24 protein-coding genes are annotated in these 25,405 nt (G+C 61.5%); 20 read left to right on the plus strand and 4 right to left on the minus strand.

Translation table 11 applies throughout. The annotated features are described in order from the left end of the window. Positions 1-76: 76 nt before the first annotated feature. Positions 77-793, minus strand: coding sequence for a 4'-phosphopantetheinyl transferase family protein (locus tag ACW9IN_RS06895; protein ID WP_457365171.1), 717 nt, complete (start codon positions 791-793; stop codon positions 77-79). 141 nt (positions 794-934) lie between these two features. Between ACW9IN_RS06895 and ACW9IN_RS06900 the strand changes: the two genes are divergently transcribed. Genes ACW9IN_RS06900 through ACW9IN_RS06910 form a run of 3 tightly spaced genes read left to right on the plus strand, consistent with a single transcriptional unit; the run spans position 935 to position 3,282 of the window. Then, positions 935-1,243 carry a hypothetical protein gene (locus tag ACW9IN_RS06900; RefSeq protein WP_457365172.1) on the plus strand — a complete coding sequence of 103 codons (309 nt, stop codon included), beginning with the start codon at positions 935-937 and terminating at the stop codon, positions 1,241-1,243. 18 nt (positions 1,244-1,261) lie between these two features. Then, positions 1,262-1,939, plus strand: coding sequence for a response regulator (locus tag ACW9IN_RS06905; protein ID WP_457365173.1), 678 nt, complete (start codon positions 1,262-1,264; stop codon positions 1,937-1,939). Then, complete coding sequence (locus ACW9IN_RS06910; protein WP_457365174.1) at positions 1,936-3,282, plus strand: ATP-binding protein; 1,347 nt, start codon at positions 1,936-1,938, stop codon at positions 3,280-3,282. Before ACW9IN_RS06905 ends, ACW9IN_RS06910 begins: the two co-directional genes overlap by 4 nt. A gap of 136 nt (positions 3,283-3,418) precedes the next feature. Here ACW9IN_RS06910 and ACW9IN_RS06915 read toward each other — a convergent pair whose 3' ends face one another. Further along, entirely contained in the window at positions 3,419-4,417 is a 999-nt protein-coding gene (locus ACW9IN_RS06915) for an AraC family transcriptional regulator (protein ID WP_457365175.1), read from the minus strand. A gap of 339 nt (positions 4,418-4,756) precedes the next feature. Between ACW9IN_RS06915 and ACW9IN_RS06920 the strand changes: the two genes are divergently transcribed. The 5 genes from ACW9IN_RS06920 to ACW9IN_RS06940 all read left to right on the plus strand — a co-directional run bounded on the left by ACW9IN_RS06920 (position 4,757) and on the right by ACW9IN_RS06940 (position 10,693). Beyond that, positions 4,757-6,088, plus strand: coding sequence for a dicarboxylate/amino acid:cation symporter (locus ACW9IN_RS06920; protein WP_457365176.1), 1,332 nt, complete (start codon positions 4,757-4,759; stop codon positions 6,086-6,088). A gap of 249 nt (positions 6,089-6,337) precedes the next feature. Then, positions 6,338-6,808: a (2Fe-2S)-binding protein gene (locus ACW9IN_RS06925; RefSeq protein WP_457365177.1), complete on the plus strand. Its 471-nt coding sequence runs from the start codon at positions 6,338-6,340 to the stop codon at positions 6,806-6,808. After that, positions 6,805-9,126 (plus strand): molybdopterin cofactor-binding domain-containing protein, encoded by a 2,322-nt coding sequence (locus tag ACW9IN_RS06930; protein WP_457365178.1) that lies wholly within the window; start codon positions 6,805-6,807, stop codon positions 9,124-9,126. The genes ACW9IN_RS06925 and ACW9IN_RS06930 overlap by 4 nt, the downstream gene beginning before the upstream one ends. Next, positions 9,126-10,112 (plus strand): XdhC family protein, encoded by a 987-nt coding sequence (locus ACW9IN_RS06935; RefSeq protein ID WP_457365179.1) that lies wholly within the window; start codon positions 9,126-9,128, stop codon positions 10,110-10,112. The genes ACW9IN_RS06930 and ACW9IN_RS06935 overlap by 1 nt, the downstream gene beginning before the upstream one ends. Beyond that, positions 10,109-10,693 carry a nucleotidyltransferase family protein gene (locus tag ACW9IN_RS06940; protein WP_457365180.1) on the plus strand — a complete coding sequence of 195 codons (585 nt, stop codon included), beginning with the start codon at positions 10,109-10,111 and terminating at the stop codon, positions 10,691-10,693. Before ACW9IN_RS06935 ends, ACW9IN_RS06940 begins: the two co-directional genes overlap by 4 nt. A gap of 63 nt (positions 10,694-10,756) precedes the next feature. Here ACW9IN_RS06940 and rne read toward each other — a convergent pair whose 3' ends face one another. After that, complete coding sequence (gene rne / locus ACW9IN_RS06945) at positions 10,757-13,924, minus strand: ribonuclease E (RefSeq protein ID WP_457365181.1); 3,168 nt, start codon at positions 13,922-13,924, stop codon at positions 10,757-10,759. 768 nt (positions 13,925-14,692) lie between these two features. Here rne and rluC point away from each other — a divergent pair. From rluC to ACW9IN_RS06960, 3 genes are read left to right on the plus strand one after another with little or no spacing between them, the layout of a single operon-like run. After that, positions 14,693-15,652, plus strand: coding sequence for a 23S rRNA pseudouridine(955/2504/2580) synthase RluC (rluC, locus tag ACW9IN_RS06950; protein WP_457365182.1), 960 nt, complete (start codon positions 14,693-14,695; stop codon positions 15,650-15,652). After that, positions 15,639-16,301 carry an HAD-IA family hydrolase gene (locus ACW9IN_RS06955; protein ID WP_457365183.1) on the plus strand — a complete coding sequence of 221 codons (663 nt, stop codon included), beginning with the start codon at positions 15,639-15,641 and terminating at the stop codon, positions 16,299-16,301. Before rluC ends, ACW9IN_RS06955 begins: the two co-directional genes overlap by 14 nt. A 21-nt stretch (positions 16,302-16,322) precedes the next feature. After that, a complete protein-coding gene (locus ACW9IN_RS06960; protein WP_457365184.1) occupies positions 16,323-17,306 on the plus strand; it encodes a S49 family peptidase in 984 nt (327 codons plus the stop codon). Positions 17,307-17,407: 101 nt separating this feature from the next. Here ACW9IN_RS06960 and ACW9IN_RS06965 read toward each other — a convergent pair whose 3' ends face one another. Continuing rightward, complete coding sequence (locus ACW9IN_RS06965; RefSeq protein ID WP_457365185.1) at positions 17,408-17,986, minus strand: Maf family protein; 579 nt, start codon at positions 17,984-17,986, stop codon at positions 17,408-17,410. Positions 17,987-18,091: 105 nt separating this feature from the next. Between ACW9IN_RS06965 and ACW9IN_RS06970 the strand changes: the two genes are divergently transcribed. From ACW9IN_RS06970 to mltG, 9 genes are all read left to right on the plus strand, one after another. Next, positions 18,092-18,622, plus strand: a complete 531-nt coding sequence (locus tag ACW9IN_RS06970; protein ID WP_457365186.1) for a YceD family protein — start codon at positions 18,092-18,094, stop codon at positions 18,620-18,622. Between the two features lie 13 nt (positions 18,623-18,635). Continuing rightward, positions 18,636-18,818 (plus strand): 50S ribosomal protein L32, encoded by a 183-nt coding sequence (rpmF, locus tag ACW9IN_RS06975; RefSeq protein WP_003179396.1) that lies wholly within the window; start codon positions 18,636-18,638, stop codon positions 18,816-18,818. Between the two features lie 4 nt (positions 18,819-18,822). Further along, positions 18,823-19,833 (plus strand): phosphate acyltransferase PlsX, encoded by a 1,011-nt coding sequence (plsX, locus tag ACW9IN_RS06980; protein ID WP_457365187.1) that lies wholly within the window; start codon positions 18,823-18,825, stop codon positions 19,831-19,833. A gap of 126 nt (positions 19,834-19,959) precedes the next feature. Then, on the plus strand, positions 19,960-20,898 hold the full coding sequence (gene fabD / locus ACW9IN_RS06985; RefSeq protein ID WP_457365188.1) for an ACP S-malonyltransferase: 939 nt from the start codon (positions 19,960-19,962) through the stop codon (positions 20,896-20,898). 30 nt (positions 20,899-20,928) lie between these two features. Further along, entirely contained in the window at positions 20,929-21,672 is a 744-nt protein-coding gene (gene fabG, locus ACW9IN_RS06990) for a 3-oxoacyl-ACP reductase FabG (protein ID WP_457365189.1), read from the plus strand. Positions 21,673-21,865: 193 nt separating this feature from the next. Next, on the plus strand, positions 21,866-22,102 hold the full coding sequence (gene acpP, locus ACW9IN_RS06995; RefSeq protein ID WP_457365190.1) for an acyl carrier protein: 237 nt from the start codon (positions 21,866-21,868) through the stop codon (positions 22,100-22,102). Between the two features lie 108 nt (positions 22,103-22,210). Then, a complete protein-coding gene (gene fabF / locus ACW9IN_RS07000) occupies positions 22,211-23,455 on the plus strand; it encodes a beta-ketoacyl-ACP synthase II (protein WP_457365191.1) in 1,245 nt (414 codons plus the stop codon). Further along, a complete protein-coding gene (pabC, locus tag ACW9IN_RS07005) occupies positions 23,455-24,270 on the plus strand; it encodes an aminodeoxychorismate lyase (protein WP_457365289.1) in 816 nt (271 codons plus the stop codon). Before fabF ends, pabC begins: the two co-directional genes overlap by 1 nt. Before the next feature lies 1 nt (position 24,271). After that, on the plus strand, positions 24,272-25,405 hold the full coding sequence (gene mltG, locus ACW9IN_RS07010) for an endolytic transglycosylase MltG (protein ID WP_457365192.1): 1,134 nt from the start codon (positions 24,272-24,274) through the stop codon (positions 25,403-25,405).

Genomic DNA, 25,405 nt, shown 5'->3' on the forward strand with positions numbered 1-25,405 from the left:
TTCCCACATTTTGGCTGCATTCCGAAGTTGGAACTCGGCTGAATGTGGGAGCTGGCTTGCCTGCGATAGCGATCTATCAAGCTCTGATGGCGACCAGGCTCAACAACTGCCCCTCATCCACCGCAAACTGCCCATTCAACTCTTTGCCATGACACCACTCGGCTGACAGGTCCGTCAGCAACCGCAGTCGCACGCGCCCATCGTCCGACCACTCCACTACCTCGGCATGCTCAAAGTAAAAGCGTTTCTGCACAATCGGGTACAGCGCCTTGAACAGGCTCTCCTTGACCGAAAACGTCAGCGTCACCACCTGCGCGATCTGCTCACGGGGCAGGTTGGCCATGCGCAGCAGCTCAGCGGCGGTCAGGATTTCCCCGGCCAGGCGCTCCGCGCGGTCAAGGTCCAGCAGGTTTTCCAGGTCCATGCCCAATCCACGCCATTGCGCCTTGTGCCCGACAATCGCGGCGGCATGCCCGGCGCTGTGGGTGATGGAGCCGCTGACCTGGGCGGGCCATACCGGCGCGCGATCTTCACCGATGGCCGGGATGTAATCGAGGTGGTCAAGCTGCTGCAAGGCAGCGCGGGCGCAGAGCCGGCCGGCCAGAAACTCTGCCTGGCGCTTGGCGACCGAGCGCTGGATGCTCGCCGGTGGCGGCACCGCGCAGTGCTGGAAATCCCCGTCGGTCAACAGGGCCGTTTCGAAACGGGTACGCAGAAATACCGTGCCGGGCAGCGGTTCAGGCAGCGGCCAGCAGGCGTCGAATGGGGTACAGCAAGCGGGTAGGGGCATCATGCGCGGTATTTTGCCGAGTTGGCTCGCGGGTGGATAGCCCACAGTGGTTCAGGCGTGGTTCAGAGCCTGTTCAGGGGGAGTTCAGGGGGCGTTGCGTAGTCTGGGTTCGTACACAACAGCCTAACGCACAGAGGTATTGCCATGACTGCGATCAAGAAGCTGATGTTGGCGTTGACCATGCTCAGTGCCACCGCCGGGGTACAGGCCAGCGATGGTGCTTTCGCCGGTTTCGGCGCTGAAAAGACCAGGAAATCCAGCACGCTGATCCAGCGTGTCAGCTTCGAGGATGCGGGCAGCCAGCCCACACCCTGGGGCCAATCCCTGGGCTACAGCGTCCCGCAACCGGGCTATCGCACCGGCTATGAACACCTGACGGCCCAGTACAATGGCATTAAACTACGCCCGCAAGACCTGCAGGGCCGCTATGATATCCCTCTGTCGGACAGTTGAATCGCCTTGGAGAGCCTTATGAAATTGCTGGTGGTGGAAGATGAGGCGCTGCTGCGTCATCACCTGTTGACCCGCCTGACCGACAGCGGGCACGTGGTCGAGGCCGTGGGCAATGCCGAGGAAGCCTTGTACCAGACCGGGCAATTCAACCATGACCTGGCGATCATCGACCTGGGCCTGCCCGGCATGGGCGGCCTGGACCTGATTCGCCAGTTGCGCACCCAGGCCAAGACCTTCCCGATCCTGATCCTCACCGCTCGCGGCAACTGGCAGGACAAGGTCGAAGGCCTGGCTGCCGGCGCTGACGACTACGTGGTCAAGCCGTTCCAGTTCGAAGAGCTCGAAGCGCGCATGAATGCCTTGCTGCGCCGCTCCAGTGGCTTTACCCAGTCAACCATCGTGGCTGGGCCCTTGCTGCTGGACCTCAACCGCAAACAGGCGTCCCTCGACGAACAGCCTTTGGCGTTGACCGCCTACGAATACCGGATCCTCGAATACCTGATGCGTCACCATCAGCAGGTGGTCGCCAAGGATCGTCTGATGGAACAGCTCTACCCCGATGACGACGAGCGTGATCCAAACGTCATCGAAGTGTTGGTCGGTCGCCTGCGCCGCAAGCTGGAAGGCCCGGCCGGGTTCAAGCCGATCGACACCGTGCGTGGCCTGGGCTACCTGTTCAATGAGCGCTGCCGTTGATTCGCTCGCTTCGCGTGCGCTTGATGCTGGCGGCCGCCACCCTGGCCGTGCTGTTCATGCTCGGTTTGTTGCCCGCCATGCAAGGCGCATTCAGCCTGGCGTTGCAGGACTCCATCGAGCAGCGCCTGGCGTCGGATGTCACCACCCTGATCTCCGCCGCGCGGGTCGAGAACAACCGTTTGCTGATGCCGGCGCAGTTGCCGGACGAGCGCTTCAATCTCACCGATAGTCGTTTGCTCGGCTATATCTACGACCGTGAAGGCCATCTGGTGTGGCGCTCGCGGGCGACCCAGGAAGAAAACATCAACTACAAGCCGCGCTATGACGGGCGCGGCAACGAGTTTGCGCGAATCCGCGAAGCCAATGGCCAGGAGTTCTTCGTCTACGACGTCGAGGTCAAGCTGCTGGGCGGCAAAAGCGCGGCGTTCAGCATCGTCGCGCTGCAACCGGTGCGCGAATACCAGCTGACCCTCGAAGGCCTGCGTGAAAACCTCTATCTGGGCTTCGGCGCGGCGTTGCTGGTGCTGCTGACCTTGCTCTGGCTGGGCCTGACCTGGGGCTTGCAAGCCCTGCGCCGCCTGAGCCAGGAACTCGACCAGATCGAAGGCGGGACCCGCGAGAGCCTGACCGAAGAGCACCCGCGTGAACTGTTGCGCCTCACTGGCTCCCTCAACCGTTTGCTGTACAGCGAGCGTGAACAGCGCGCGCGGTATCGCGATTCCCTCGACGACCTGGCCCACAGCCTGAAAACCCCGCTCGCCGTATTGCAAGGGGTGAGCGAGGACATGGCCCAGCGCCCCGAAGATCGCGACCAGGCCTGGGTGCTGCAATCGCAGATCGAGCGCATGAGCCAGCAGATCAGCTACCAGTTGCAGCGCGCCAGCTTGCGCAAAAGCGGCCTGGTACGCCATCAGGTGCGCCTGGAGCCGGTGCTGCAAAGTCTGTGTGACACACTGGACAAGGTCTACCGCGACAAACGCGTCACGGTGTCCTTTGAGTTGCCGGAAGAATGCGACGTACCGATCGAGAAAGGCGCGTTGCTGGAGCTGCTCGGCAACCTGCTGGAAAACGCCTACCGCCTGTGCCTGAGCCAGGTGCGCATCAGCCTGACGCAAGACCTGGACGGCGCCGAGCTGTGCATCGAAGACGACGGCCCGGGCGTGCCGCCGGATCAACGCGCACGCATCCTGCAACGGGGTGAACGCCTGGACCGCCAGCACCCGGGGCAGGGCATCGGCCTGGCGGTGGTCAAGGACATCATCCAGAGCTATGGCGCGCAACTGACCCTTGGCGATTCAACGCTGGGCGGGGCGGCGTTCAGGATTCATTTTCCGGCAGTCTGATCTTTATTGACTGTTCTGGCTTCATCGCAGGCAAGCCAGCTCCCACAATTGATCGCGTTCTCACATGTCCTGAATTGTGAACACCATCCGCTGTGGGAGCTGGCTTGCCTGCGAAGAGGCCGGTACAGGCAGCCCCCTAATTCTCCTGCGCGCGATACGCCCCCGGCGTCAGCCCGGTCCACTTCTTGAACGCCCGATGAAACGCCGACGGTTCGGAGAACCCCAACTGCTCGGCAATTGCCTGCAGAGACAGGTCCGCCCGTCCCAGATGGTAAATGGCGATATCTCGCCGCAGCTCATCCTTGAGGGCCTGAAAGCTGGTGCCTTCCTCGCGCAGATGCCGACGCAGGGTTTGCGGGCTGACATGCAGGTGCTGGGCGACGGCGTCCAGGTCAGGCCAGGGCGTGCGGTCTCGGCTGAGCAGGCGGCGCAGTTGGCTGGTCAAGCTGTCGCCTTCGTCCGGCCGCGACAACAGGTCGGCAGGCGAGCGTTGGAGAAAAAGCTTGAGGGTACGTTCATCCTGCAACAACGGCAGACTCAGGTAGCGGGCGTGAAATACCAGGCTGCTGTTCGGTGCACCGAATACCTGGGGACAGGGGAAGAGCAGGTCGTATTCAGCGGCGTGGGCCGGCTTCGGGTAGCTGAAGGTGGCTTCGGTCAGCCGGATGCGCTGGCCGATCAGCCAACTGCCCAGACGATGCCAGATTACCAGCAGGCATTCGCTGAGGAAGTGGTCCGGGTCCCAGAGCTGAGTGTCGTCCAGGCTCAAGCGGGCCATTTCACCTTCGCGTGTCAGCTGCCAGCGCGGTCCTTGCGGGAATAGGCTATAAAACAATAAGCCGCGTTCCAGGGCCTTCTCCAGGGTGCGGCAGTGGATCAGCGCGTGGCACATCATGGCAAATGTGCCGCGCTTGCTCGGGCCGTCGGCAAACCCCAGGTACTCGTCATCCAGCGCCAGCCAGAGCCTTTGCAGCAGATGGGTAAATTGCTCGGGCGCCATGCGGGCACGGGGTTCGGTCAACAGTTCCGGGCTGATGCCCACTTGTTGCAACAGGCCCGAGTAGTCGTAGCCGGCCCGGCGTGCACCACCCAGGGCGGCGCGGGCATAGTGACTGGCGATGGTACGTTCGCGCATGAAGGGGCCTCGTCCATGGAATGACGAAGGGTAGCCATCACCCGCAGTGGCAACAAGGCGGATATCCGCCAAATTGTAGGACGAGATACGGCGAGTGGGCGGAAAACCGCCACCGGCTTTCGTGTGTCGAAGATCACCGAAAAACCCGGAGCCCTGATGTCTAAAGGCCTTCAGGGATTTTCGCAAAAGTGGCACGGCGTTTGCGATAAAGATCACAGCGCAAGCCTGTTCCTGCAGACTTCGCAAACAACAAATCCCTCCAGTGCAGGAGGGTTCGCAATTCAAGTGTCGTGGGCAATGGCGGATATTTGCCACACGGGACGATTGAGGAACTTTGCAATGACGACTCGTCAGCCACTGTACAAATCCCTGTATTTCCAGGTGATCGTTGCAATCGTTATCGGTATTTTGCTCGGTCACTTCTACCCACAGACCGGTGTGGCCCTCAAGCCACTGGGTGACGGGTTCATCAAACTGATCAAAATGGTCATCGCACCGATCATCTTCTGCACCGTTGTCAGCGGCATCGCTGGCATGCAGAGCATGAAATCGGTCGGCAAGACCGGCGGTTACGCGCTGTTGTACTTCGAAATCGTTTCCACCATCGCCCTGCTGGTAGGCCTGGTCGTGGTCAACGTGATCGAGCCGGGCGCCGGCATGCACGTCGACGTGACCAAGCTCGACGCTTCGAAAATCGCCACCTACGTGACCCAGGGTGCGGACCAGAGCGTTGTGGGCTTCATCCTCAACGTGATTCCCAACACCATCGTCGGCGCGTTCGCCAACGGCGACATCCTGCAAGTGCTGATGTTCTCGGTGATCTTCGGTTTCGCCCTGCACCGCCTGGGTGCCTACGGCAAGCCGGTACTGGACTTCATCGATCGTTTCGCCCACGTGATGTTCAACATCATCAACATGATCATGAAGCTCGCGCCAATCGGTGCCCTGGGCGCCATGGCGTTCACCATCGGTGCCTACGGTGTGGGGTCCCTGGTGCAACTGGGTCAACTGATGATCTGCTTCTACATCACCTGCGTCCTGTTCGTGCTGGTGGTGCTGGGCGCCATCTGCCGCGCACACGGTTTCAGCGTGTTGAAGCTGGTTCGCTACATCCGTGAAGAACTGCTGATCGTTCTGGGTACTTCCTCCTCCGAATCCGCACTGCCACGCATGCTGATCAAGATGGAACGTCTGGGCGCGAAGAAATCCGTAGTAGGTCTGGTGATCCCGACCGGCTACTCCTTCAACCTCGACGGTACTTCGATCTACCTGACCATGGCTGCCGTGTTCATCGCCCAGGCGACTGACACCCACATGGACATCACTCACCAGATCACCCTGCTGCTGGTGCTGCTGCTGTCCTCCAAAGGCGCTGCTGGCGTGACCGGTTCGGGCTTCATCGTACTGGCGGCCACCCTGTCGGCCGTGGGTCACCTGCCGGTTGCCGGCCTGGCGCTGATCCTGGGTATCGACCGCTTCATGTCCGAAGCCCGCGCGCTGACCAACCTTGTTGGTAACGCTGTTGCCACCATCGTTGTGGCCAAGTGGGTCAAGGAACTGGATACCGACAAGCTGCAAAGCGAACTGGCATCCGGCGGTACCGGTATCTCGGAAACCCGCGAACTGGATGACCTGGGCGTGGCCGAAGGCCCTGCACCTGTCGTCAAGTAAGCCGCTGATGGCGTGAGCCCACGCCGCAGCCCCCCAAACGCCCCGACTTGTTCGGGGCGTTTGCATTTATGCGCGGCCACATCCGGGCTTTTTGGTTTACATTAAGTAGATGCTCCATCAAAGGCCCGGTGAAGACCTGTCTTCACAAGAGAGCCTCCTTAGCCTGAGCCCATCTGTGCGCACCGAACCGGCATCACCCATGCGGCAGATGGCTCGCCCCTAAAACGCAGTGAATAGGCGGGCGTGTCCATGATTACCCTGAAACTCAACGGTCAAGACCATCCCTTGGACGTCACGGAAGATATGCCGCTGTTATGGGCGATTCGTGATGTGGCGGGTTACAACGGCACCAAATTCGGTTGCGGCATGGGCCTGTGCGGCGCTTGCACCATCCATATCGACGGCTCGCCGGCGCGCAGTTGCATTACCCCGATCGGCTCGGTCAAGGGCCAGGCCATCAGCACCATCGACAACCTGCACACCGATCCCATCGGCAAGGTCGTGCAGCAAGCCTGGCTGGACACCGCCGTGGCCCAGTGTGGTTACTGTCAGGGCGGGCAGATCATGTCGGCCACCGCGTTGCTCAAGACCAACCCCAACCCCAGTGATGAGCAAATCGAAGAGGCGATGGTCGGCAACATCTGCCGTTGCGGCACCTACAACCGCATCAAGACCGCGATCCGCCAGGCCTCCACCCACTTGCAGGAGGCCAAGGCATGAGCCAGCTTCCTGCGGATTTCGTCCTCAATAACCTCAGTCGCCGCGGTTTTCTCAAGGGCGTCGGCGCCACTGGCGCGCTGGTGATTGCCGCCAGTTGGGGCTTGCCCGATGTCTTCGCGGCGGATGAGGTCAAAAAATACGGCGGCGATGCCATGCCCAATGGCCTGATCGACGACCCCAAGGTCTACGTCAGCATCGCCACCGATGGCACCGTGACGGTGGTGTGCAACCGGTCGGAGATGGGCCAGGGCGTACGTACCAGCCTGAGCCTGGTGGTGGCCGACGAGCTGGACGCGGACTGGGCCCATGTAAAGGTCCAGCAAGCGCCGGGCGACGAGGTGCGCTACGGCAACCAGGACACCGACGGCTCACGCAGCATGCGTCACTGGTATGAACCCATGCGCCGCTGCGGCGCCAGCATGCGAGCGATGCTGGAGCAGGCTGCCGCCGACCAGTGGAAGGTCCCGGTCGGTGAATGCCGCGCGCAATTGCACAAGGTGGTTCACCAGCCGAGTGGGCGGGAACTGGGTTACGGCGCCCTGGCCACTGCCGCCGGGGCTCTGGCAGTGCCGGCGCGGGACGGTCTGCGTCTCAAGCAACCGTCGGAATTCCGCTACATCGGCAAGGAAGGCGTCAAGGCCATCGACGGTGCGGATATCGTCAACGGTCGTGCGGTGTACGGTGCCGATGTGCATTTCGATGGCATGCTCTACGCCACCATCGCGCGGCCCAAGGTCTATGGCGGCAAGGTCAAATCCTTCGATGCGGCTGCGGCGTTGAAAGTGCCGGGGGTGATCAAGGTGCTGGAGATCGAAAGCCGCCCCTTGCCCTCCGAGTTCCAGCCCCTGGGCGGTGTGGCCGTGGTTGCCAGCAACACCTGGGCGGCCATCAAGGGGCGCGAAGCGTTGAGCATCGTGTGGGATGACGGCGTCAATGCCGGCTACAACTCCATCGACTACCGTAAGGAGCTGGAGGCCGCCGCGCTGAAACCGGGCAAGGTGGTGCGCAACACCGGCACCCTCGATCAGGCCATGGGCGACGCCGACAGCACCCTGGAAGCCGCCTACTATCTGCCGCATCTGTCGCAGTCGCCGATGGAGCCGATGGTTGCCATTGCCCGCTTCGACAAGGGTGAATGCCAGGCCTGGGGTCCGAGCCAGGCACCGCAAGTGACCCGCGAGCGGATCGCTGAGCGCCTGGGGCTGCCATTCGATAACGTCACCTTCAATGTGACGCTGCTGGGCGGTGGTTTCGGGCGCAAATCCAAGCCGGACTTCATCATCGAAGCCGCCGTGCTGGCCAAGGAATTTCCCGGCAAGGCCGTGCGGGTGCAGTGGACCCGCGAGGACGATATCCATAATTCCTACTTCCATACCGTGTCCGCCGAGTACCTCAAGGCCGGGCTGAACAAGGATGGCCTGCCATCGGCGTGGCTGCATCGCACGGTGGCCCCGAGCATCACTGCGCTGTTTGCCCCGGGCATGAACCATGAGGCCGCGTTCGAGCTGGGCATGGGCTTTACCAACATGGCCTACGCGATTCCCAATGTGCGCCTGGAAAACCCCGAAGCGGCGGCGCACACCCGGGTAGGTTGGTACCGTTCGGTGTCGAACATCCCCCACGGCTTTGCGATCCAGAGCTTTGTCGACGAGTTGGCGCACAAGGCTGGCGAAGACCCATTGAAGTACCAGATCAAATTGCTCGGGCCGGACCGTCAGATCGATCCCAAGACCTTGAGTGATGAGTGGAACTACGGTGAATCCCCGGAACGCTACCCCATCGACACCGCCCGTATGCGCGATGTGCTGGAAACCGCAGCCAAGGCGGCCGGCTGGGGCCGTACGCTGCCCAAGGGGCGTGGCTTGGGCCTGGCGGTGCATTACAGCTTCGTGACCTATGTAGCGGCGGTGATCGAGGTGGAAGTCAAAGGCGACGGTACCTTGATCGTGCACAAGGCCGATATCGCCGTGGATTGCGGCCCGCAGATCAACCCGGAACGCATCCGCTCGCAATTCGAAGGCGCCTGCGTGATGGGCCTGGGCAATGCGGTGCTGGGTGAAATCAGCTTCAAGGACGGCAAGGTTCAACAGGACAACTTCCACATGTACGAAGTGGCGCGCATGTCCCTGGCGCCGAAGGAGATCGCCGTGCATCTGGTCACGCCCAAAGGCGAGGTGCCGTTGGGCGGCGTCGGCGAGCCGGGTGTGCCACCGATTGCGCCGGCCCTGTGCAATGCGATCTTTGCCGCGACCGGCCAGCGTATCCGCAACCTGCCGGTGCGTTATCAGTTGCAGGGCTGGCAGGAGGCGAAGGCCTGATGGACAGCGTGGATCTGAATGTCCTGCGCAGCGTGCTGGAATGGCGCCGCGCCGGACAGCGGGTGGTGTTGTACAGCGTGGTCCAGACCTGGGGCAGCGCGCCGCGTCCACCGGGGGCCATGCTGGCCTTGCGCGGCGACGGCGTGGTGATCGGTTCGGTGTCGGGTGGTTGCATCGAGGATGACCTGATCGCCCGTTTGCAGGATGGTCGCCTGGCGGAAGACGGACCGCCGGTGCAACTGGTGACCTACGGTGTGACCCGCGATGAGGCGGCGCGTTTTGGCCTGCCTTGCGGCGGTACTTTGCGCCTGACCGAAGAGCGGGTGGCCGAATGGGACTGGGTGGAAGCGTTGCTGGCTCGGTGTGAGGATCATCAGATCGTCGCCCGCGAGCTCAATCTCGCCACCGGCGAAGTGACCCTGAGTGCGGCGAGCAAGACCGATACAGTGACCTTTGACGGCGAGCGCCTGCGTGCCATCTATGGCCCGCGCTGGCGCCTGTTGTTGATCGGGGCCGGGCAATTGTCGCGCTATGTGGCGGAAATGGCGCGACTGCTGGACTTCGAAGTGTTGATCTGCGACCCGCGTGACGAGTTCGTCTATGGCTGGGAAGCGCAGCATGGCCGTTTTGTACCAGGCATGCCTGATGAGGCGGTGTTGAATATCCAGACCGATGAGCGCACTGCCATCGTGTGCCTCACCCATGACCCGCGCCTGGATGATATGGCGTTGCTCACGGCGTTGAACTCCACGGCGTTCTACATCGGAGCCCTTGGCTCGCGGGTCAATAGCCAGAAACGCCGGGAAAACCTCGCGGCCCTCGGGCTGTCGGCGGAGGCGATCGCGCGCTTGCACGGGCCCATCGGTTTGCATATCGGCAGTCATACGCCATCCGAGATCGCGTTGTCGTTGTTGGCCGAAATCGTGGCCATCAAGAATGGTGTGGCGCCCATGCAGAAGAAACCGTTGCCGGTGGTGGCTGATTGACCGTCACGGCGATTGTGCTCGCGGCGGGGCAGGGCAGTCGCTTCCGCGCCGAAGCCGGGGCGGAGCGAGATAAGTTATTGGCCGAATGTGTGGGCCGTGATGGTGTGATTCGACCGGTGATCGAGCAGGTGCTGGTGAATCTGCCGCGAAGCGTGGAAAAGCGCTGGGTGGTGACAGCCCCTGACCGTACGGACGTGATCCGGTTGGCCAGGGCGGATGGCTGCGAAGTCCTGCTGCTGCGATCGGCGGGCATGGGCGACAGCATCGCGGCGGCAGTCGCCGCCAGTGGTGCGGCGGAGGGTTGGCTGGTGGTGTTGGGCGATATGCCGTTCATTCAGACCGCCAGCATGGAGCGGGTGATCGAAGGGCTGCCGGCGGGAGGCATCAGCGTACCGGTGCACGAGGGTGAATACGGTCATCCTGTGGCGTTTGACCGGGCATTGGGGCCTGGCCTGATGGCGTTGAGCGGAGATCGCGGCGCGAAGCCATTGTTCGCACGGGCGACGGTGCGGGAGGTGAAAGTAGAGGATCCGGGCGTGTTGTGGGACGTGGATGTGCCCGCGTCATTGCATTACCCATAACCGAGCGCGCATAAAAAAGCCCCGCCTGATCGCTCAGGCGGGGCTTTTTATTGGCTGCTGGAATCAGACGAGCGGTTTGCTCTCTTGTTCTGCTTCCTGTGCGGCAGCAGCAGCAGCGGCTGCGGCTTCAGCTTCCTTGCGGCGACGGCGCACTTCACGTGGGTCGTTCGGGGCGCGGCCGTTTTCGGTCAGGGCGCTGGCCGGGGCGACTTCCACTACCGGGGCGATGACTTCCGCAACGACTGGGGCTTCCACCACTGGCGCTGCTTCAACGACCGGTGCTGGCTCAACCACAGGCTCTGGCTCGGCAGCCACGACTTCTGCGACCGGCGTCGGCACTTCTTCTACCGCAGGGGCAGGCGCTGGCGCTTCAGTTGGAGCGGCGGGCTCGGCGTTCCATTGGAAGGCGGTTTGTTCTTCACGAACTTCACGCACTTCTGGAGTCGCTTCGACGGCCGGTGCTTCAACGACGGCTTCAACCACTGGCTGAGCTTCAACCGCCGGGGCGGGCTCAACAGCGACCACTTCCGGCAGGGCTTCAGGCGCTTGCGCAACTTCCACTTCCGGAACCACAGGGGCTTCGATTGGGGCAGTTGCTTCTACGACAGGTGCTTCAACAACCGCGGTTTCAACGACCGGTGCTTCCATGATTGGCGCTTCGGCAGTCGGTGCTTCAACAATCGATGCTTCAACCGCTGGGGTTTCGGCAACCGGTGCTTGCACGGCAACGGTTTCCTCAACGGCAGCGTTCGCGCGCTCGGCTTGCTCATGGGCCTGGGCTTCAGCCGGTGCGCTGATGGTCGAGCTGGCAACGGCGGCCGTCACGGCCAGGCCGGCGGCCAGTTGATCGCCAGTCGGTGCGGCAGAGTTGGCTTCCGCGCTCTCGGCGGTCCCTTCGGAGCCCTCGATCACGTTGCCGTCGGCATCGCGTTGACGCTCGCGACGGTTGCTGCGACGACGCTGGCCACGGGAGCGGCGGCGTGGACGATCACCTTCGGCGCCTTCCTGACCGTCTTCCTGCGATTGCTCTTCGCCAGTCAGTACTTCCTCTTCAGCGGCGGCAGCGGCTTGTTCGGCACGTGGTTGACGTTCTTCACGCGGTGGTCGTGGGGCACGTTCTTCGCGTGGCGGGCGAGCCGGACGCTCTTCGGTGGTGGCAGCGGCAGCACCGGCGACAGCTGGAGCGGCATCCAGAGGCTCGCGCAGTTCACGCACGCGCTCTTCACGCTCGCCACGCGGCTTGCGATCTTCACGCGGTGCACGTGGGGTACGTGGTGCGCGCTCTTCACGCGGTGCACGTTCTTCACGGGCTACGGTTGGGGATTCTTCACGGGCTTCGCGAGGTGCACGTTCTTCACGCGGTGCGCGTTCTTCACGTGGGGCACGCTCTTCGCGCGGCTTGCGTTCTTCGTCACGGCGACCGTTGCGGTTACGGCTCTGCTGGCGACCGTTGCGACGTTCTTCGTTGCGCGCCGGGCGCTCGGCGGCGGGCTTTTCAACCACAACCGGAGCGGCAGGCTCTTCCTTGGTGGCGAACAGGCTGACCAGCGATTTCACCAGGCCTTTGAACAGGCTTGGCTCAGGCAGTGCGGCGGGCGCGGCAACCGGCGCGGCGGCTTCGCTTGGCACTGGAGCGTTGGCGCGGGCCGGCGCGGTCTTGACCGCTGCTTCCTGACGAACCAGGGTGCGGGTCGCGGCGGCTGGCTGGACTTCTTCCACTTCGGCAGCGGCAGCGGCGATTTCGTAGCTGGACTGGTTGTTGTGGGCTTCCGGGCTGTCGTCACGCAGGCGCTGCACTTCGAAGTGCGGCGTTTCGAGGTGATCGTTCGGCAGGATGACGATGCGGGCGCGGGTGCGCAGTTCGATCTTGGTGATCGAGTTGCGTTTTTCGTTGAGCAGGAAGGCTGCGACCGGAATCGGCACTTGTGCGCGGACTTCGGCGGTGCGGTCTTTCAGGGCTTCTTCTTCGATCAGGCGCAGGATCGCCAGGGACAGCGATTCAACGTCACGGATGATGCCGGTGCCGTTGCAGCGCGGGCAGACGATGCCGCTGCTTTCGCCCAGGGAGGGGCGCAGGCGCTGACGGGACATTTCCAACAGGCCGAAGCGCGAGATACGGCCAACCTGCACGCGGGCACGGTCGGCTTCCAGGCATTCGCGGACTTTCTCTTCCACGGCGCGCTGGTTCTTGGCAGGGGTCATGTCGATGAAGTCGATCACGATCAGGCCGCCGATATCACGCAGACGCAGTTGGCGGGCGATTTCTTCAGCCGCTTCCAGGTTGGTCTGCAGGGCGGTTTCTTCGATGTCGCTGCCTTTGGTCGCACGGGCCGAGTTGATGTCGATGGACACCAGGGCTTCGGTCGGGTCGATCACGATGGAGCCGCCGGAGGGCAGTTCGACCACGCGCTGGAAAGCGGTCTCGATCTGGCTTTCGATCTGGAAGCGGTTGAACAGCGGCACGCTGTCTTCGTACAGCTTGATCTTGCTGGCGTACTGCGGCATCACCTGGCGAATGAAGGTCAGGGCTTCGTCCTGGGCTTCAACGCTGTCGATCAGCACTTCGCCGATGTCCTGGCGCAGGTAATCGCGGATGGCACGGATGATGACGTTGCTTTCCTGGTAGATCAGGAATGGCGCGGAGCGGTCCAGGGACGCTTCTTTGATAGCGGTCCACAGTTGCAGCAGGTAGTCGAGGTCCCACTGCATTTCTTCGCTGCTGCGGCCCAGGCCGGCGGTGCGAACGATCAGGCCCATGTCGGCGGGAGCGATCAGGCCGTTCAGCGCTTCGCGCAGTTCGTTGCGTTCTTCGCCTTCGATGCGGCGCGAGATGCCACCGGCACGCGGGTTGTTTGGCATCAGCACGAGGTAACGGCCGGCCAGGCTGATGAAGGTGGTCAGGGCGGCGCCCTTGTTGCCACGTTCTTCTTTTTCCACCTGGACGATGACTTCCTGGCCTTCGCTCAGGACGTCCTTGATGTTCACGCGGCCTTCAGGGGCTTTCTTGAAGTATTCGCGGGAGATTTCCTTGAGAGGCAGGAAGCCGTGGCGCTCGGAGCCGAAATCGACAAAGGCGGCCTCAAGGCTGGGTTCGATGCGAGTGATACGGCCTTTATAAATGTTGGCTTTCTTCTGCTCGCGTGCACCGGATTCAATGTCCAGGTCGTAGAGGCGCTGGCCATCTACCAGTGCAACACGCAACTCTTCGGGTTGAGTTGCGTTAATCAGCATTCTTTTCATGTTGTACCGTCGGTTTCCGGGCTGCCGGAAACGGCGTTCGGCACACACGACTTCTCACGGTCGGTGTCAGGTGCGTCAAGAGTGGTTGGCCACTCCAGTGTCCAGCAAATACCAGTCAATTGGGCCGGTATCGCGACGGACGCGTCCTGCTTGTTAGCGGTGGTGACAAAGGCACCACTTCAACAAAAGCTAAGGTCAGGAGGAGGAATCAACCGGCGACTGTGGACGAGATGAAGCGTCTAAATATAAGCCTAGTGCTACACGGTCCGACGGTTGTGCATCTCCACCCTACACGTATCCCTGATAATTCGGGTGCTGCCGCGCGCAGAATCCGCAGCGGGTTGGCATTTACCGTGTTCTCCAATGGGGAGTCCACGCTCATGGCTAAACAAGACTAGGTGTGGGCGATTGCGCTCTCACTCAGCTCTTAACAGGCGTTGTTTCCGAAGCATTCGCCATGGTCTGGCCCAAGACTGACTGCACTTTGTGAACTGGCCGTAAATATCGGCGCAAAACGCGAGTATTCACTCTGCTTTCTGCACTCGCTTCAGGCCTCATGTCACCTGCGCTTGTTACAATCCCGGGCCTTCCAGGGCGGCGAAAGCCCCGTAGGACGGCCTCGCGTCCTGATGAATTGCGATGGTCAGGGTCGGCGGTTTGCCGTATGTCCTCTGTCCAGGCCGCTTTTGGCGGCGTTCGCGACTATAGCAGCAATGATTAAGTGCTTCAATTCCATAAAAAATTGTTATCATCGCCGCCATGACGACTCCCGACCCCCAGACCCCCAGCGTCCAGCTGCTTGAGGTCTCGCCGGAATATGCCGGCCAACGCATCGACAATTTTCTCCTGGCCAGGCTCAAAGGCGTGCCCAAGACCTTGATTTACCGCATTTTGCGTAAAGGCGAAGTGCGTGTGAACAAGGGCCGGATCAAGCCCGAATACAAGCTGCAGGCGGGCGATATCGTCCGTGTTCCACCGGTTCGCGTGCCTGAGCGCGACGAGCCCGTGCCGCTCGCCCAGGGGCTGTTGCAGCGCCTGGAAGCCTCGATTGTCTTCGAAGACAAGGCGCTCATTGTGATCAACAAGCCCTGCGGCATTGCGGTTCACGGTGGCAGTGGCCTGAATTTCGGTGTGATCGAAGCCTTTCGTCAGTTGCGCCCGGAGGCCAAGGAGCTGGAGCTGGTCCATCGCCTGGACCGCGACACGTCCGGCCTGCTGATGATCGCCAAGAAACGCAGCATGTTGCGCCATCTTCACACCGCCTTGCGCGGCGATGGGGTGGACAAACGCTACATGGCGTTGGTGCGGGGCAATTGGGCCAGTTCGGTCAAGAGCGTCCGCGCGCCGTTGCAGAAGAGCAACCTGCGCTCCGGCGAACGTATGGTGGAAGTGGACGAAGAGGGCAAAGAGGCCCTGACCCTGTTCAAGGTGCTGCGCCGTTTCGGCGATTTTGCCACCATGGTCGAGGCCAAACCCGTCACCGGGCGTACCCACCAGATTCGCGTGCACACCCTGCACGCCGGTCACAGCATTGCTGGTGACACCAAGTACGGCGACGAGGATTTCTCCAAGGAGATTCGCGACCTGGGCGGCAAGCGCCTGTTCCTGCACGCCTACATGCTGACTGTGCCGCTGCCTGACGGCGGTGAACTGAAGCTGCAGGCGCCGGTCGATGAGATGTGGGCCAAGACCGTGGAGCGTTTGAGTGTCGCACCTTGATTACAAACTGCTGATCTTTGACTGGGACGGGACGCTGGCCAATTCCATTGGCCGGATCGTTGAGTCGATGCATGTCGCGTCGACCCGTTCGGGCTTCGAGTTGCGCAGTGATCTGGCGGTCAAGGGCATCATCGGCCTGGGGTTGCCCGAGGCGATCCGCACCTTGTATCCGGACATTGGCGACGCTGAGCTGATCGCATTCCGCGAGCACTACGCCGATCACTATATTGCCCTTGAAGCCACACCCTCGCCGCTGTTCGAGGGTGTGGTGCAGTCCCTGACAGCGTTCCGTGACCAGGGTTATCACTTGGCCGTCGCCACCGGCAAGGCCCGTCGCGGTCTGGATCGGGTGCTCAAGGCCCATGGCTGGGAAGATTATTTCGACATCACCCGCGCGGCGGACGAAACCGCCAGCAAGCCCCACCCGTTGATGCTGGAGCAGATCCTGGCTCACTGCGGGGTGTCGCCGCGTCAGGCCTTGATGGTGGGAGATGCCTCTTTCGACCTGATGATGGCGCGCAATGCAGGCATGGACAGCGTGGCGGTCAGCTATGGCGCACAGTCCGCAGAAGCCTTGCAGCAATATGAGCCCAGGCTGACGATAGATCGTTTTTCCGAATTGCAGGCCTGGCTTGGCCAGGCTCGATAAGTCTTTGCTGGGGTTGATCGCATGAGTGACGAATGGAAAGCGCCCGAAAAACCCGAGGGCGCCGACGATAAAAGCTGGAAACTGCTGGAAAAGACTCTGCTGGCCAATGTCCAGGAGCATCGTCGTTCGCGGCGCTGGGGGATTTTCTTCAAGCTGCTGACCTTCGTGTACCTGTTGGGCATGCTTGCGTTGTTCAGTCCGCTGGTGAATGTGGAGAAGGGCGCGACCCGCGGCGCTCACTACACGGCGCTGATCGAAGTGCGCGGAGTGATTGCCGACAAGGAGTCCGCCAGTGCCGACAATATCGTCAGCAGCCTGCGCGCCGCGTTCGAGGATTCGAAGGTCAAGGCCGTGATCCTGCGCATCAACAGCCCGGGCGGTAGCCCGGTGCAATCGGGTTATGTGTATGACGAAATCCGCCGCTTGCGTGGCTTGCACCCGGACATCAAGTTGTACGCGGTGATTTCCGACCTGGGGGCTTCGGGTGCCTATTACATCGCCAGTGCGGCTGATCAGATCTATGCCGACAAGGCCAGCCTGGTGGGCTCTATCGGGGTGACGGCAGCCGGTTACGGTTTTGTCGGCGCCATGGAGAAGCTGGGTGTGGAGCGCCGCACCTACACCTCGGGCGAGCACAAGTCATTCCTGGATCCTTTCCAGCCACAAAAGGCGGATGAAACCCAGTTCTGGCAGGGTGTGCTCGATACCACTCATCGTCAGTTCATTGCCAGTGTGAAGCAGGGGCGTGGGGATCGGTTGAAGGATAAAGAGCATCCCGAACTGTTTTCCGGGCTGGTCTGGTCGGGCGAGCAGGCGCTGCCGCTGGGCTTGATCGACGGTCTGGGCAGTGCCAGTTCGGTGGCGCGGGATGTGATCGGCGAGAAGGAGTTGGTGGATTTCACCGTCGAGGAGTCGCCGTTCGATCGTTTCTCCAAGAAGCTGGGGGCCAGCGTGGCGGAGAAGCTGGCACTTTATATGGGCTTTCAGGGGCCAACCCTGCGCTGAAGCCCTGGGGCTTGCTCGCGAAAGCGGTGTTTCAGTCAGTGTATCTGTGGCTGACCTGCCGTATTCGCGAGCAAGCCCGCTCCCACATTTGATGGGGGCATTTAAGGGATTTGCACACCTTCGGCCAGCAGCATATCCACCAATCGAATCAACGGCAGGCCTATCAGGCTGGTCGCATCCGGCCCTTCGGTGCTTTGAAACAGGCTCACACCCAATCCTTCGGCCTTGAAGCTGCCGGCGCAATCATACGGCTGCTCGACACGCAGATAACGTTCGATCCGTTCAGCGTCCAGCTCGCGCATCTGCACGGTAAACGGTACGTAGTCGACCTGGCAGTGTCCGGTCTCGGTGTTGAGCAGTGCCAGGCCGGTCAGGAAACTGACGCGCTTGCCGCTGGCGGCCAGCAGCTGTGCGCGGGCGTTCTCGAAGGTGTGGGGTTTGCCGATGATGCGGCCTTCCAGTGCGGCCACTTGGTCGGAGCCGATGATCAGGTGTCCGGGGTGGCTGGCGGCGAGGGCGCGAGCTTTCTGTTCGGCCAGGCGCATGACCAGCTCCACGGCTGACTCATTCGCGCGATGGCTTTCGTCGATGTCCGGCGAGCTGCAGATGAATGGCAGGTGCAGTCGGCTCAGCAATTCCCGGCGATAAACCGAGCTGGATGCGAGTAATAAAGGCAGCATGGGCGTCTCCTCTGGGCAGCCGGGCATTCTAGCCGCGTGACCGGCTGACGCACAGGGCTGAATTTCCTTTGACATGGCCCGGTGCATCCCTATAATGCTGCGCCTATGTTGAATGACCCGATTCCACCTCACGTTGACCCGCGCAAATTGGCAGATCGTGGCACCACCCTTCAAGGTGCGTTGCCGTTGGCCGATTTGGAGAGACTCTGCGACCCGCTTTCCGATGATGTCGGTACGGTGCAGGCCAAATTCGTTTTTGAGCGAGATGAACGTAAATCTGTGGTAATCCACAGCTTTATCGACACCGAAGTCAAAATGGTTTGCCAGCGTTGTCTTGAGCTGGTCACCCTGCCGATCCACAGCGAGTGCAGTTACGCCGTGGTGAAGGAGGGTGCGAATACCCAGTCGTTGCCGAAAGGTTATGACGTGCTGGAACTGGGCGAAGATCCTTTGGATCTGCATGCACTGATCGAGGAGGAGCTTCTGCTCGCCTTGCCCATTGTGCCTGCTCATCATCCGGAAGAATGCCAGCAGCCGGCGGGCCTCGATGACGAGCCCGAACCGAGCGAGGACGAGGTAACGCGGTCCAACCCGTTCAGTGTATTGGCGCAGTTAAAGCGTGACCCAAACGTTTAGGAGTTAATCAATTATGGCTGTTCAGCAGAACAAAAAATCCCGCTCCGCCCGTGACATGCGCCGTTCGCACGACGCTCTCGAGGCAAGCACCCTGTCCGTAGAAAAGACCACCGGTGAAGTTCACCTGCGTCACCACGTATCGCCAGAAGGCGTATACCGTGGTCGTAAAGTGATCGACAAGGGCGCTGACGAGTAATCACTTGTCTGCTCTCGTCATCGCGATTGACGCAATGGGCGGGGACTTCGGTCCCCGCAACATTGTTCAGGCCTGCATTGCCAGCCTGTCTGCGACACCCTCGCTGCACCTGACCCTTGTCGGTCAACCCTCCCTCCTTGAAGAACTGATTGCCAGCCATCCGGCGGTGGATCGCGCGCGCCTGACGATTGCACCGGCCAGCGAAACCATCGGCATGGATGAAAAGCCGGCGGCTGCCCTGCGTGGCAAGCCTGACTCTTCAATGCGTGTGGCGTTGGAGTTGTTGCGCGATGGCAAGGTGCAGGCCTGTGTCAGCGCTGGCAATACGGGTGCGTTGATGGCGTTGTCGCGGCATGTACTCAAGACCTTGCCGGGCATCGACCGGCCAGCGATGGTGGCGGCGATCCCGACGCAGAAGGGTTATTGCCAATTGCTGGACCTGGGCGCCAATGTCGATTGCAGTGCCGAGCACCTGTTGCAGTTTGCAGTGATGGGCTCCGTGGCCGCCGAAGCGCTCGGTGTGGCCCGGCCACGTATTGCGTTGCTGAATATCGGTACCGAAGACATCAAGGGTAATCAGCAGGTCAAGCTTGCCGCCAGCTTGTTGCAAGGTGCGCGAGGCTTGAATTACATCGGTTTTGTCGAGGGTGACGGTCTTTACCGTGGCGAGGCGGATGTGGTGGTGTGCGACGGGTTTGTCGGCAATATCCTGCTCAAGTCCAGTGAGGGCCTGGCGACCATGATTGCGTCGCGTATCCGGGCGTTGTTCCAGCAGAGTCTCGCTTCGCGCATCGTGGGTGCCCTGGCGTTGCCCTTGATGCGACGATTGCAGGCAGACCTGGCGCCTGCGCGGCACAATGGTGCGAGCTTTCTGGGCTTGCAGGGCATCGTGGTGAAAAGCCATGGCTCGGCGGGTGTCGAGGGTTTTCAAAGCGCCATTGCGCGCGCCGTGATCGAGATTCAGGAAAACTTGCCGCAGCGCCTGCATGGACGCCTCGAGGACCTGTTGCCTTAGGCGAATCGGCCCGGGAATGCTTAAATGTGACCGGCCAGTTCAATTGACCATCCAACTTGTCAGTTTTGTGCGCTCCCAACGTAGGAGCGTCCTTATCCGACGACCAGATCATTAGGGGCTTGTTACATGTCTACATCCCTCGCATTCGTCTTTCCAGGGCAGGGTTCGCAGTCCCTCGGCATGCTGGCCGAGCTGGGCGCGCAACATTCGCTGGTACTCGACACCTTCAAGGAAGCTTCCGATGCCTTGGGCTATGACCTGTGGGCGCTGACCCAGCAGGGGCCGGAAGAACTGCTCAATCAAACCGATAAAACCCAACCGGCCATTCTGACCGCCTCCATCGCCCTCTGGCGTCTGTGGCTGGCTGAAGGCGGGGCGCGTCCGGCATTTGTGGCCGGTCACAGTCTGGGTGAATACAGTGCGCTGGTGGCTGCAGGCAGCCTGACCCTTGGCGAAGCCGTCAAGCTGGTGGAGCGTCGTGGTCAATTGATGCAAGAGGCTGTTCCGGCCGGGCAAGGCGGTATGGCCGCCATTCTCGGCCTGGAAGATGCCGATGTGATCGCTGCCTGCGCCGAAGCGGCCCAGGGCGAAGTGGTCAGCGCCGTCAACTTCAACTCCCCTGGCCAAGTGGTGATCGCGGGTGCCAAGGCGGCGGTCGAGCGTGCCATCGAAGGCTGCAAAGCCCGTGGCGCCAAGCGTGCCATGCCGCTGCCAGTAAGCGTGCCGTCGCACTGCGAGCTGATGCGTCCGGCGGCCGAGCGTTTCGCCGAATCTATCGCCGCTATCAACTGGCAGGCACCACAGATCCCGCTGGTGCAGAACGTCAGCGCCGCCGTGGCTGCCGACCTGGACACCCTCAAGCGTGACCTGCTGGAGCAGCTCTACAAGCCGGTACGTTGGGTCGAGTCGGTTCAGACCCTGGCCGCCAATGGTGCCACTCAACTGGTTGAGTGCGGTCCGGGCAAAGTCCTGGCGGGCCTGAACAAGCGCTGTGCCGAAGGCGTGTCGACCGCCAACCTCAATACCCCGGATGCCTTCGCCGCCGCTCGTGCGGCGCAGGCCTGACCCTTTATTCCGAACTCAGGAGAAGCCTGCATGAGTCTGCAAGGTAAAGTTGCACTGGTTACCGGCGCGAGCCGTGGCATTGGCCAGGCGATTGCCCTGGAACTGGGCCGTCAAGGCGCCGTTGTGATCGGCACCGCCACTTCCGCCTCGGGCGCCGAGCGTATCGCCGCGACCCTGAAGGAAAACGGCGTGCAAGGCACCGGCCTTGAGTTGAACGTGACCAGCGATGAATCCGTGGCCGCTGTGTTGGCCGAGATCACCGCGCAGTTCGGTGCGCCGGCAATTCTGGTGAACAATGCCGGCATCACCCGCGACAACCTGATGATGCGTATGAAAGACGACGAGTGGTTCGACGTGGTCGATACCAACTTGAACAGTCTGTTTCGCCTGTCCAAGGGTGTTTTGCGCGGCATGACCAAGGCGCGTTGGGGCCGAATTATCAATATTGGCTCCGTAGTGGGTGCCATGGGCAACGCAGGCCAAGTAAACTACGCCTCCGCCAAGGCCGGTCTGGAAGGTTTCAGCCGTGCACTGGCACGTGAAGTCGGTTCGCGTTCGATTACGGTCAACTCGGTGGCCCCAGGGTTCATCGATACCGATATGACCCGCGAACTGCCGGAAGCACAGCGTGAAAGCTTGCTGACACAGATTCCGCTGGGCCGTCTGGGCCAGGCCCAAGAGATCGCGAATGTGGTTTCTTTCCTGGCATCCGACGGTGCGGCCTACGTGACCGGGGCTACAATCCCGGTGAACGGCGGGATGTACATGAGTTAAATTGTGACGGATCGCTTCAAAAAAATGTCATACGAGCTGTCTAAAATCCGTTATAAAGCTGCAACTTAAATTTATAGGCAGATGGCCGAGCGGGTACAGGGTGAAGCTTTCAGTTGAAAAGCTGAAAAGCCTTTCTATACACTTACTCACTGGCCAGCTGCCTGAATTTGTCCATTAGGAGTGAAAACAAGGTATGAGCACCATCGAAGAGCGCGTCAAGAAAATCGTTGCCGAGCAACTGGGCGTTAAAGAAGAAGAAGTGGTCAACACCGCTTCCTTCGTTGAAGACCTGGGTGCCGACTCCCTTGACACCGTTGAGCTGGTGATGGCTCTGGAAGAGGAATTCGAGACCGAAATCCCGGACGAAGAAGCTGAAAAAATCACTACTGTTCAAGCTGCTATCGATTACGTTAACGCCCACCAGGGTTAATCGTTTGTAATCGTTGCACGCTGTCAGGGAAAAACCGCACTGCTGTTACAGCGTGCGGTTTTTTCTTTAGGCCTGATGCAAAGTCGTCAATAGAAAAAGGAGAGTGCTGTGTCGCGTAGACGCGTCGTAGTCACCGGTATGGGTATGTTGTCGCCACTGGGTACGGATGTGCCGAGCAGTTGGCAGGGCATTCTGGCTGGCCGCAGTGGTATTGGTCTGATCGAACACACGGACCTTTCTGCCTATTCCACCCGTTTTGGCGGCTCGGTAAAGGGCTTCAACGTTGGGGATTACCTCGACCTCAAGGAGTCGCGCAGGCTCGACCTGTTCATTCAATACGGCCTGGCAGCCGGTTTTCAGGCGGTGCGCAATGCTGGCCTGGAAGTCACCGACGCCAACCGTGAGCGCGTGGGTGTGGCCATGGGTTCGGGTATTGGCGGTCTGACCAATATCGAAGAAACCAGCCGTATTCTGCACGAGACTGGCCCGCGCAAGATTTCGCCGTTCTTCGTGCCCGGCTCGATCATCAATATGATTTCCGGCTTCCTGTCCATCCACTTGGGTGCCCAGGGGCCTAACTACGCCATCGCCACCGCCTGCACCACCGGCACGCACTGCATCGGTATGGCGGCACGCAACATTGCCTACGACGAAGCCGACGTGATGATCGCCGGTGGCGCCGAAATGGCCGCCTGTGGCCTGGGCATGGGCGGCTTTGGTGCCTCGCGCGCGCTGTCCACCCGCAATGACGAGCCGACCCGTGCAAGCCGTCCATGGGACAAGGGCCGTGATGGCTTCGTGCTGGCCGACGGTGCCGGCGCCCTGGTGCTGGAAGAGTTGGAGCACGCCAAGGAGCGCGGTGCCACCATCTATGCCGAACTGATCGGTTTCGGCATGAGCGGTGACGCTTACCACATGACGTCGCCTCCGTCCGACGGTGCCGGCGCCGCGCGCTGCATCAGCAACGCCCTGCGTGATGCCAAGGTCAATACGGACCAGGTGCAGTACATCAACGCCCACGGTACCTCGACCCCGGCTGGCGACCGGGCGGAAGCCGAGGCTATCAAGTCGGTGTTCGGTGAACATGCCTACAAGCTGGCGGTCAGCTCCACCAAGTCCATGACCGGCCACCTGTTGGGTGCGGCGGGCGCGGTCGAGGCGATCTTCAGCGTCATGGCCATCAAGGACCAGGTCGCGCCGCCGACCATCAACCTCGATGAGCCGGATGAAGGCTGCGACCTGAACTTCGTGCCACACGAAGCGCAGCCGATGCCGATCGATGTGGCGATCTCCAACTCGTTCGGGTTTGGTGGCACCAACGGTTCGCTGGTGTTCCGCCGGTTCGCCGAATGATGCACAGCTGGGTCGACGGTCATCCGGCGGACGCAGTGTCCCTGAAAGATCGCGGCCTGGCGTATGGCGACGGGCTGTTCGAAACCATCGCCGTCAAGACCGGGCAACCGGTGTTGCTCGACCGTCACCTGCGGCGCCTCGACGAGGGTTGCAGGCGGCTGGCGCTGGTGGTGGACCAAGAGCTGCTGCGCGGTGAAGTCCTGGCATACGCCGCCGCCTTGGGCGACGGCGTACTCAAGCTGATCCTCACCCGTGGCGACAGCCTGCGCGGTTATGGCACCCATCCAGGCGCGCCCGTGCGCCGTATCTTGCAGGGCAGTCCGCCTGCAACCTATCCCCCGGTCCATGGAACCGATGGCATCCGCCTGTTTCCCTGTGCCACTCGTTTGGCCGAGCAGCCCTTGTTGGCTGGCCTCAAGCACCTCAACCGCCTGGAACAAGTGATTGCCCGCGCCGAATGGCAGGACGCCGAGCATGCCGAAGGTCTGATGCTGGATCTGTCCGGTCGTGTCATCGAAGGCGTATTCAGCAATCTGTTCCTGGTGCGCAACGGCTTGTTACTTACCGCTGATCTGACGCGTTGCGGGGTCGCGGGTGTCATGCGTGCCGAGATCCTGGACCAGGCGAAAGCGCTGGGCGTCCCGGTGGCCGTGGCCGACATCAGCCTCGAGCAGTTGCTGCAGGCCGATGAAGTCTTTGTGTGCAACAGCGTTTATGGCATTTGGCCGGTGCGCGGGTGTGCTGCGATGAGCTGGTCGGTTGGCCCGCTCACCCGTAAACTGCAAGGCATTGTTCGCGCGCTATTGGATATTTGAGTTGATACGAAAACTTGTAGTACTGCTGCAGATCGGCCTGGTCTCGGCAGGCTTGCTGCTGGGCTATGGCGCCTGGAAGCTCGACTCTGCCCTCAAGCAGCCTTTGAATCTGGCCCAGGAGCAATTGCTCGATGTGCCGGCCGGGGTAACGCCGACGGGCACGTTCAATCGCCTGGAGGCCGACGGCGTGCTGGACGACGCGTTCTGGCTGCGTCTGTACTGGCGTTTCAACCTCGATGGTCAGCCCCTGCACAGTGGCGAATACCGCATGACGCCGGGCCTTACCGCGCAAGGCTTGATCGGCCTGTGGCAGCGGGGTGAAGTGGTGCAATACAGCCTGACCCTGGTGGAGGGCTGGAACTTCCGTCAGGTGCGCTCGGCCCTGGCCAAACATGAAAAAATCGTACAGACCCTGTCCGGCCTCAGTGACAGCGATGTGATGGACAAGCTCGGCCATCCTGGCGTGTTTCCCGAGGGGCGATTCTTCCCGGATACCTACCGCTTCGTGCGTGGCATGACTGACGTCGAATTCCTGAAAAAAGCCTATAACCGCCTCGATGATGTCCTCGCCCAGGAGTGGAGCAAACGCGCCGCCGATGCGCCGTACGCCGACCCTTATCAGGCGCTGATCATGGCGTCCCTGGTGGAGAAGGAGACCGGCGTGCCCGAAGAACGCGGGCAGATCGCCGGGGTGTTCGTGCGGCGCATGAAGCTCGGCATGTTGTTGCAGACCGACCCCACTGTGATCTATGGCCTGGGTGAGCGCTACAACGGCAAGTTGACCCGCGCGCACCTCAAGGAAGCCACCCCGTATAACACCTATGTGATTGCCGGCTTGCCGCCGACGCCGATTGCCATGGTGGGGCGCGAGGCGATTCATGCGGCACTGAACCCGGTGCCGGGCAGCAGCCTGTTTTTTGTCGCCCGGGGTGACGGCAGCCATATTTTCTCTGATGACCTGGATGCGCATAATGCCGCCGTGCGCGAGTTCCAGCTCAAGCGTCGCGCGGATTATCGTTCCAGCCCGGCACCGGCGGCCAAGCCGGCAGATGAGCCGACGCCAGCGGTCGAGGCACCCGTTGAGGCGCCCGCCGAACCTGCACCGGCCACCGCAGCGCCGCAAAGCCCGCAATGA

It is taken from the genome of Pseudomonas sp. SDO5271_S396, assembly GCF_054071795.1.

Excerpts from the sequence above, each read along its gene's own strand:
- ACW9IN_RS06935 (WP_457365179.1), top strand. The coding sequence starts at position 9,126 with ATGGACAGCGTGGATCTGAATGTCCTGCGCAGCGTGCTGGAATGGCGC.
- acpP (WP_457365190.1), top strand. The coding sequence starts at position 21,866 with ATGAGCACCATCGAAGAGCGCGTCAAGAAAATCGTTGCCGAGCAACTG.
- pabC (WP_457365289.1), top strand. The coding sequence starts at position 23,455 with ATGCACAGCTGGGTCGACGGTCATCCGGCGGACGCAGTGTCCCTGAAA.
- ACW9IN_RS06960 (WP_457365184.1), top strand. The coding sequence starts at position 16,323 with ATGAGTGACGAATGGAAAGCGCCCGAAAAACCCGAGGGCGCCGACGAT.
- rluC (WP_457365182.1), top strand. The coding sequence starts at position 14,693 with ATGACGACTCCCGACCCCCAGACCCCCAGCGTCCAGCTGCTTGAGGTC.
- ACW9IN_RS06970 (WP_457365186.1), top strand. The coding sequence starts at position 18,092 with ATGTTGAATGACCCGATTCCACCTCACGTTGACCCGCGCAAATTGGCA.
- rpmF (WP_003179396.1), top strand. The coding sequence starts at position 18,636 with ATGGCTGTTCAGCAGAACAAAAAATCCCGCTCCGCCCGTGACATGCGC.
- fabD (WP_457365188.1), top strand. The coding sequence starts at position 19,960 with ATGTCTACATCCCTCGCATTCGTCTTTCCAGGGCAGGGTTCGCAGTCC.
- ACW9IN_RS06915 (WP_457365175.1), bottom strand. The coding sequence starts at position 4,417 with ATGCGCGAACGTACCATCGCCAGTCACTATGCCCGCGCCGCCCTGGGT.
- ACW9IN_RS06930 (WP_457365178.1), top strand. The coding sequence starts at position 6,805 with ATGAGCCAGCTTCCTGCGGATTTCGTCCTCAATAACCTCAGTCGCCGC.
- ACW9IN_RS06895 (WP_457365171.1), bottom strand. The coding sequence starts at position 793 with ATGATGCCCCTACCCGCTTGCTGTACCCCATTCGACGCCTGCTGGCCG.
- rne (WP_457365181.1), bottom strand. The coding sequence starts at position 13,924 with ATGCTGATTAACGCAACTCAACCCGAAGAGTTGCGTGTTGCACTGGTA.
- ACW9IN_RS06920 (WP_457365176.1), top strand. The coding sequence starts at position 4,757 with ATGACGACTCGTCAGCCACTGTACAAATCCCTGTATTTCCAGGTGATC.
- fabG (WP_457365189.1), top strand. The coding sequence starts at position 20,929 with ATGAGTCTGCAAGGTAAAGTTGCACTGGTTACCGGCGCGAGCCGTGGC.
- ACW9IN_RS06965 (WP_457365185.1), bottom strand. The coding sequence starts at position 17,986 with ATGCTGCCTTTATTACTCGCATCCAGCTCGGTTTATCGCCGGGAATTG.
- ACW9IN_RS06905 (WP_457365173.1), top strand. The coding sequence starts at position 1,262 with ATGAAATTGCTGGTGGTGGAAGATGAGGCGCTGCTGCGTCATCACCTG.
- ACW9IN_RS06900 (WP_457365172.1), top strand. The coding sequence starts at position 935 with ATGACTGCGATCAAGAAGCTGATGTTGGCGTTGACCATGCTCAGTGCC.
- ACW9IN_RS06925 (WP_457365177.1), top strand. The coding sequence starts at position 6,338 with ATGATTACCCTGAAACTCAACGGTCAAGACCATCCCTTGGACGTCACG.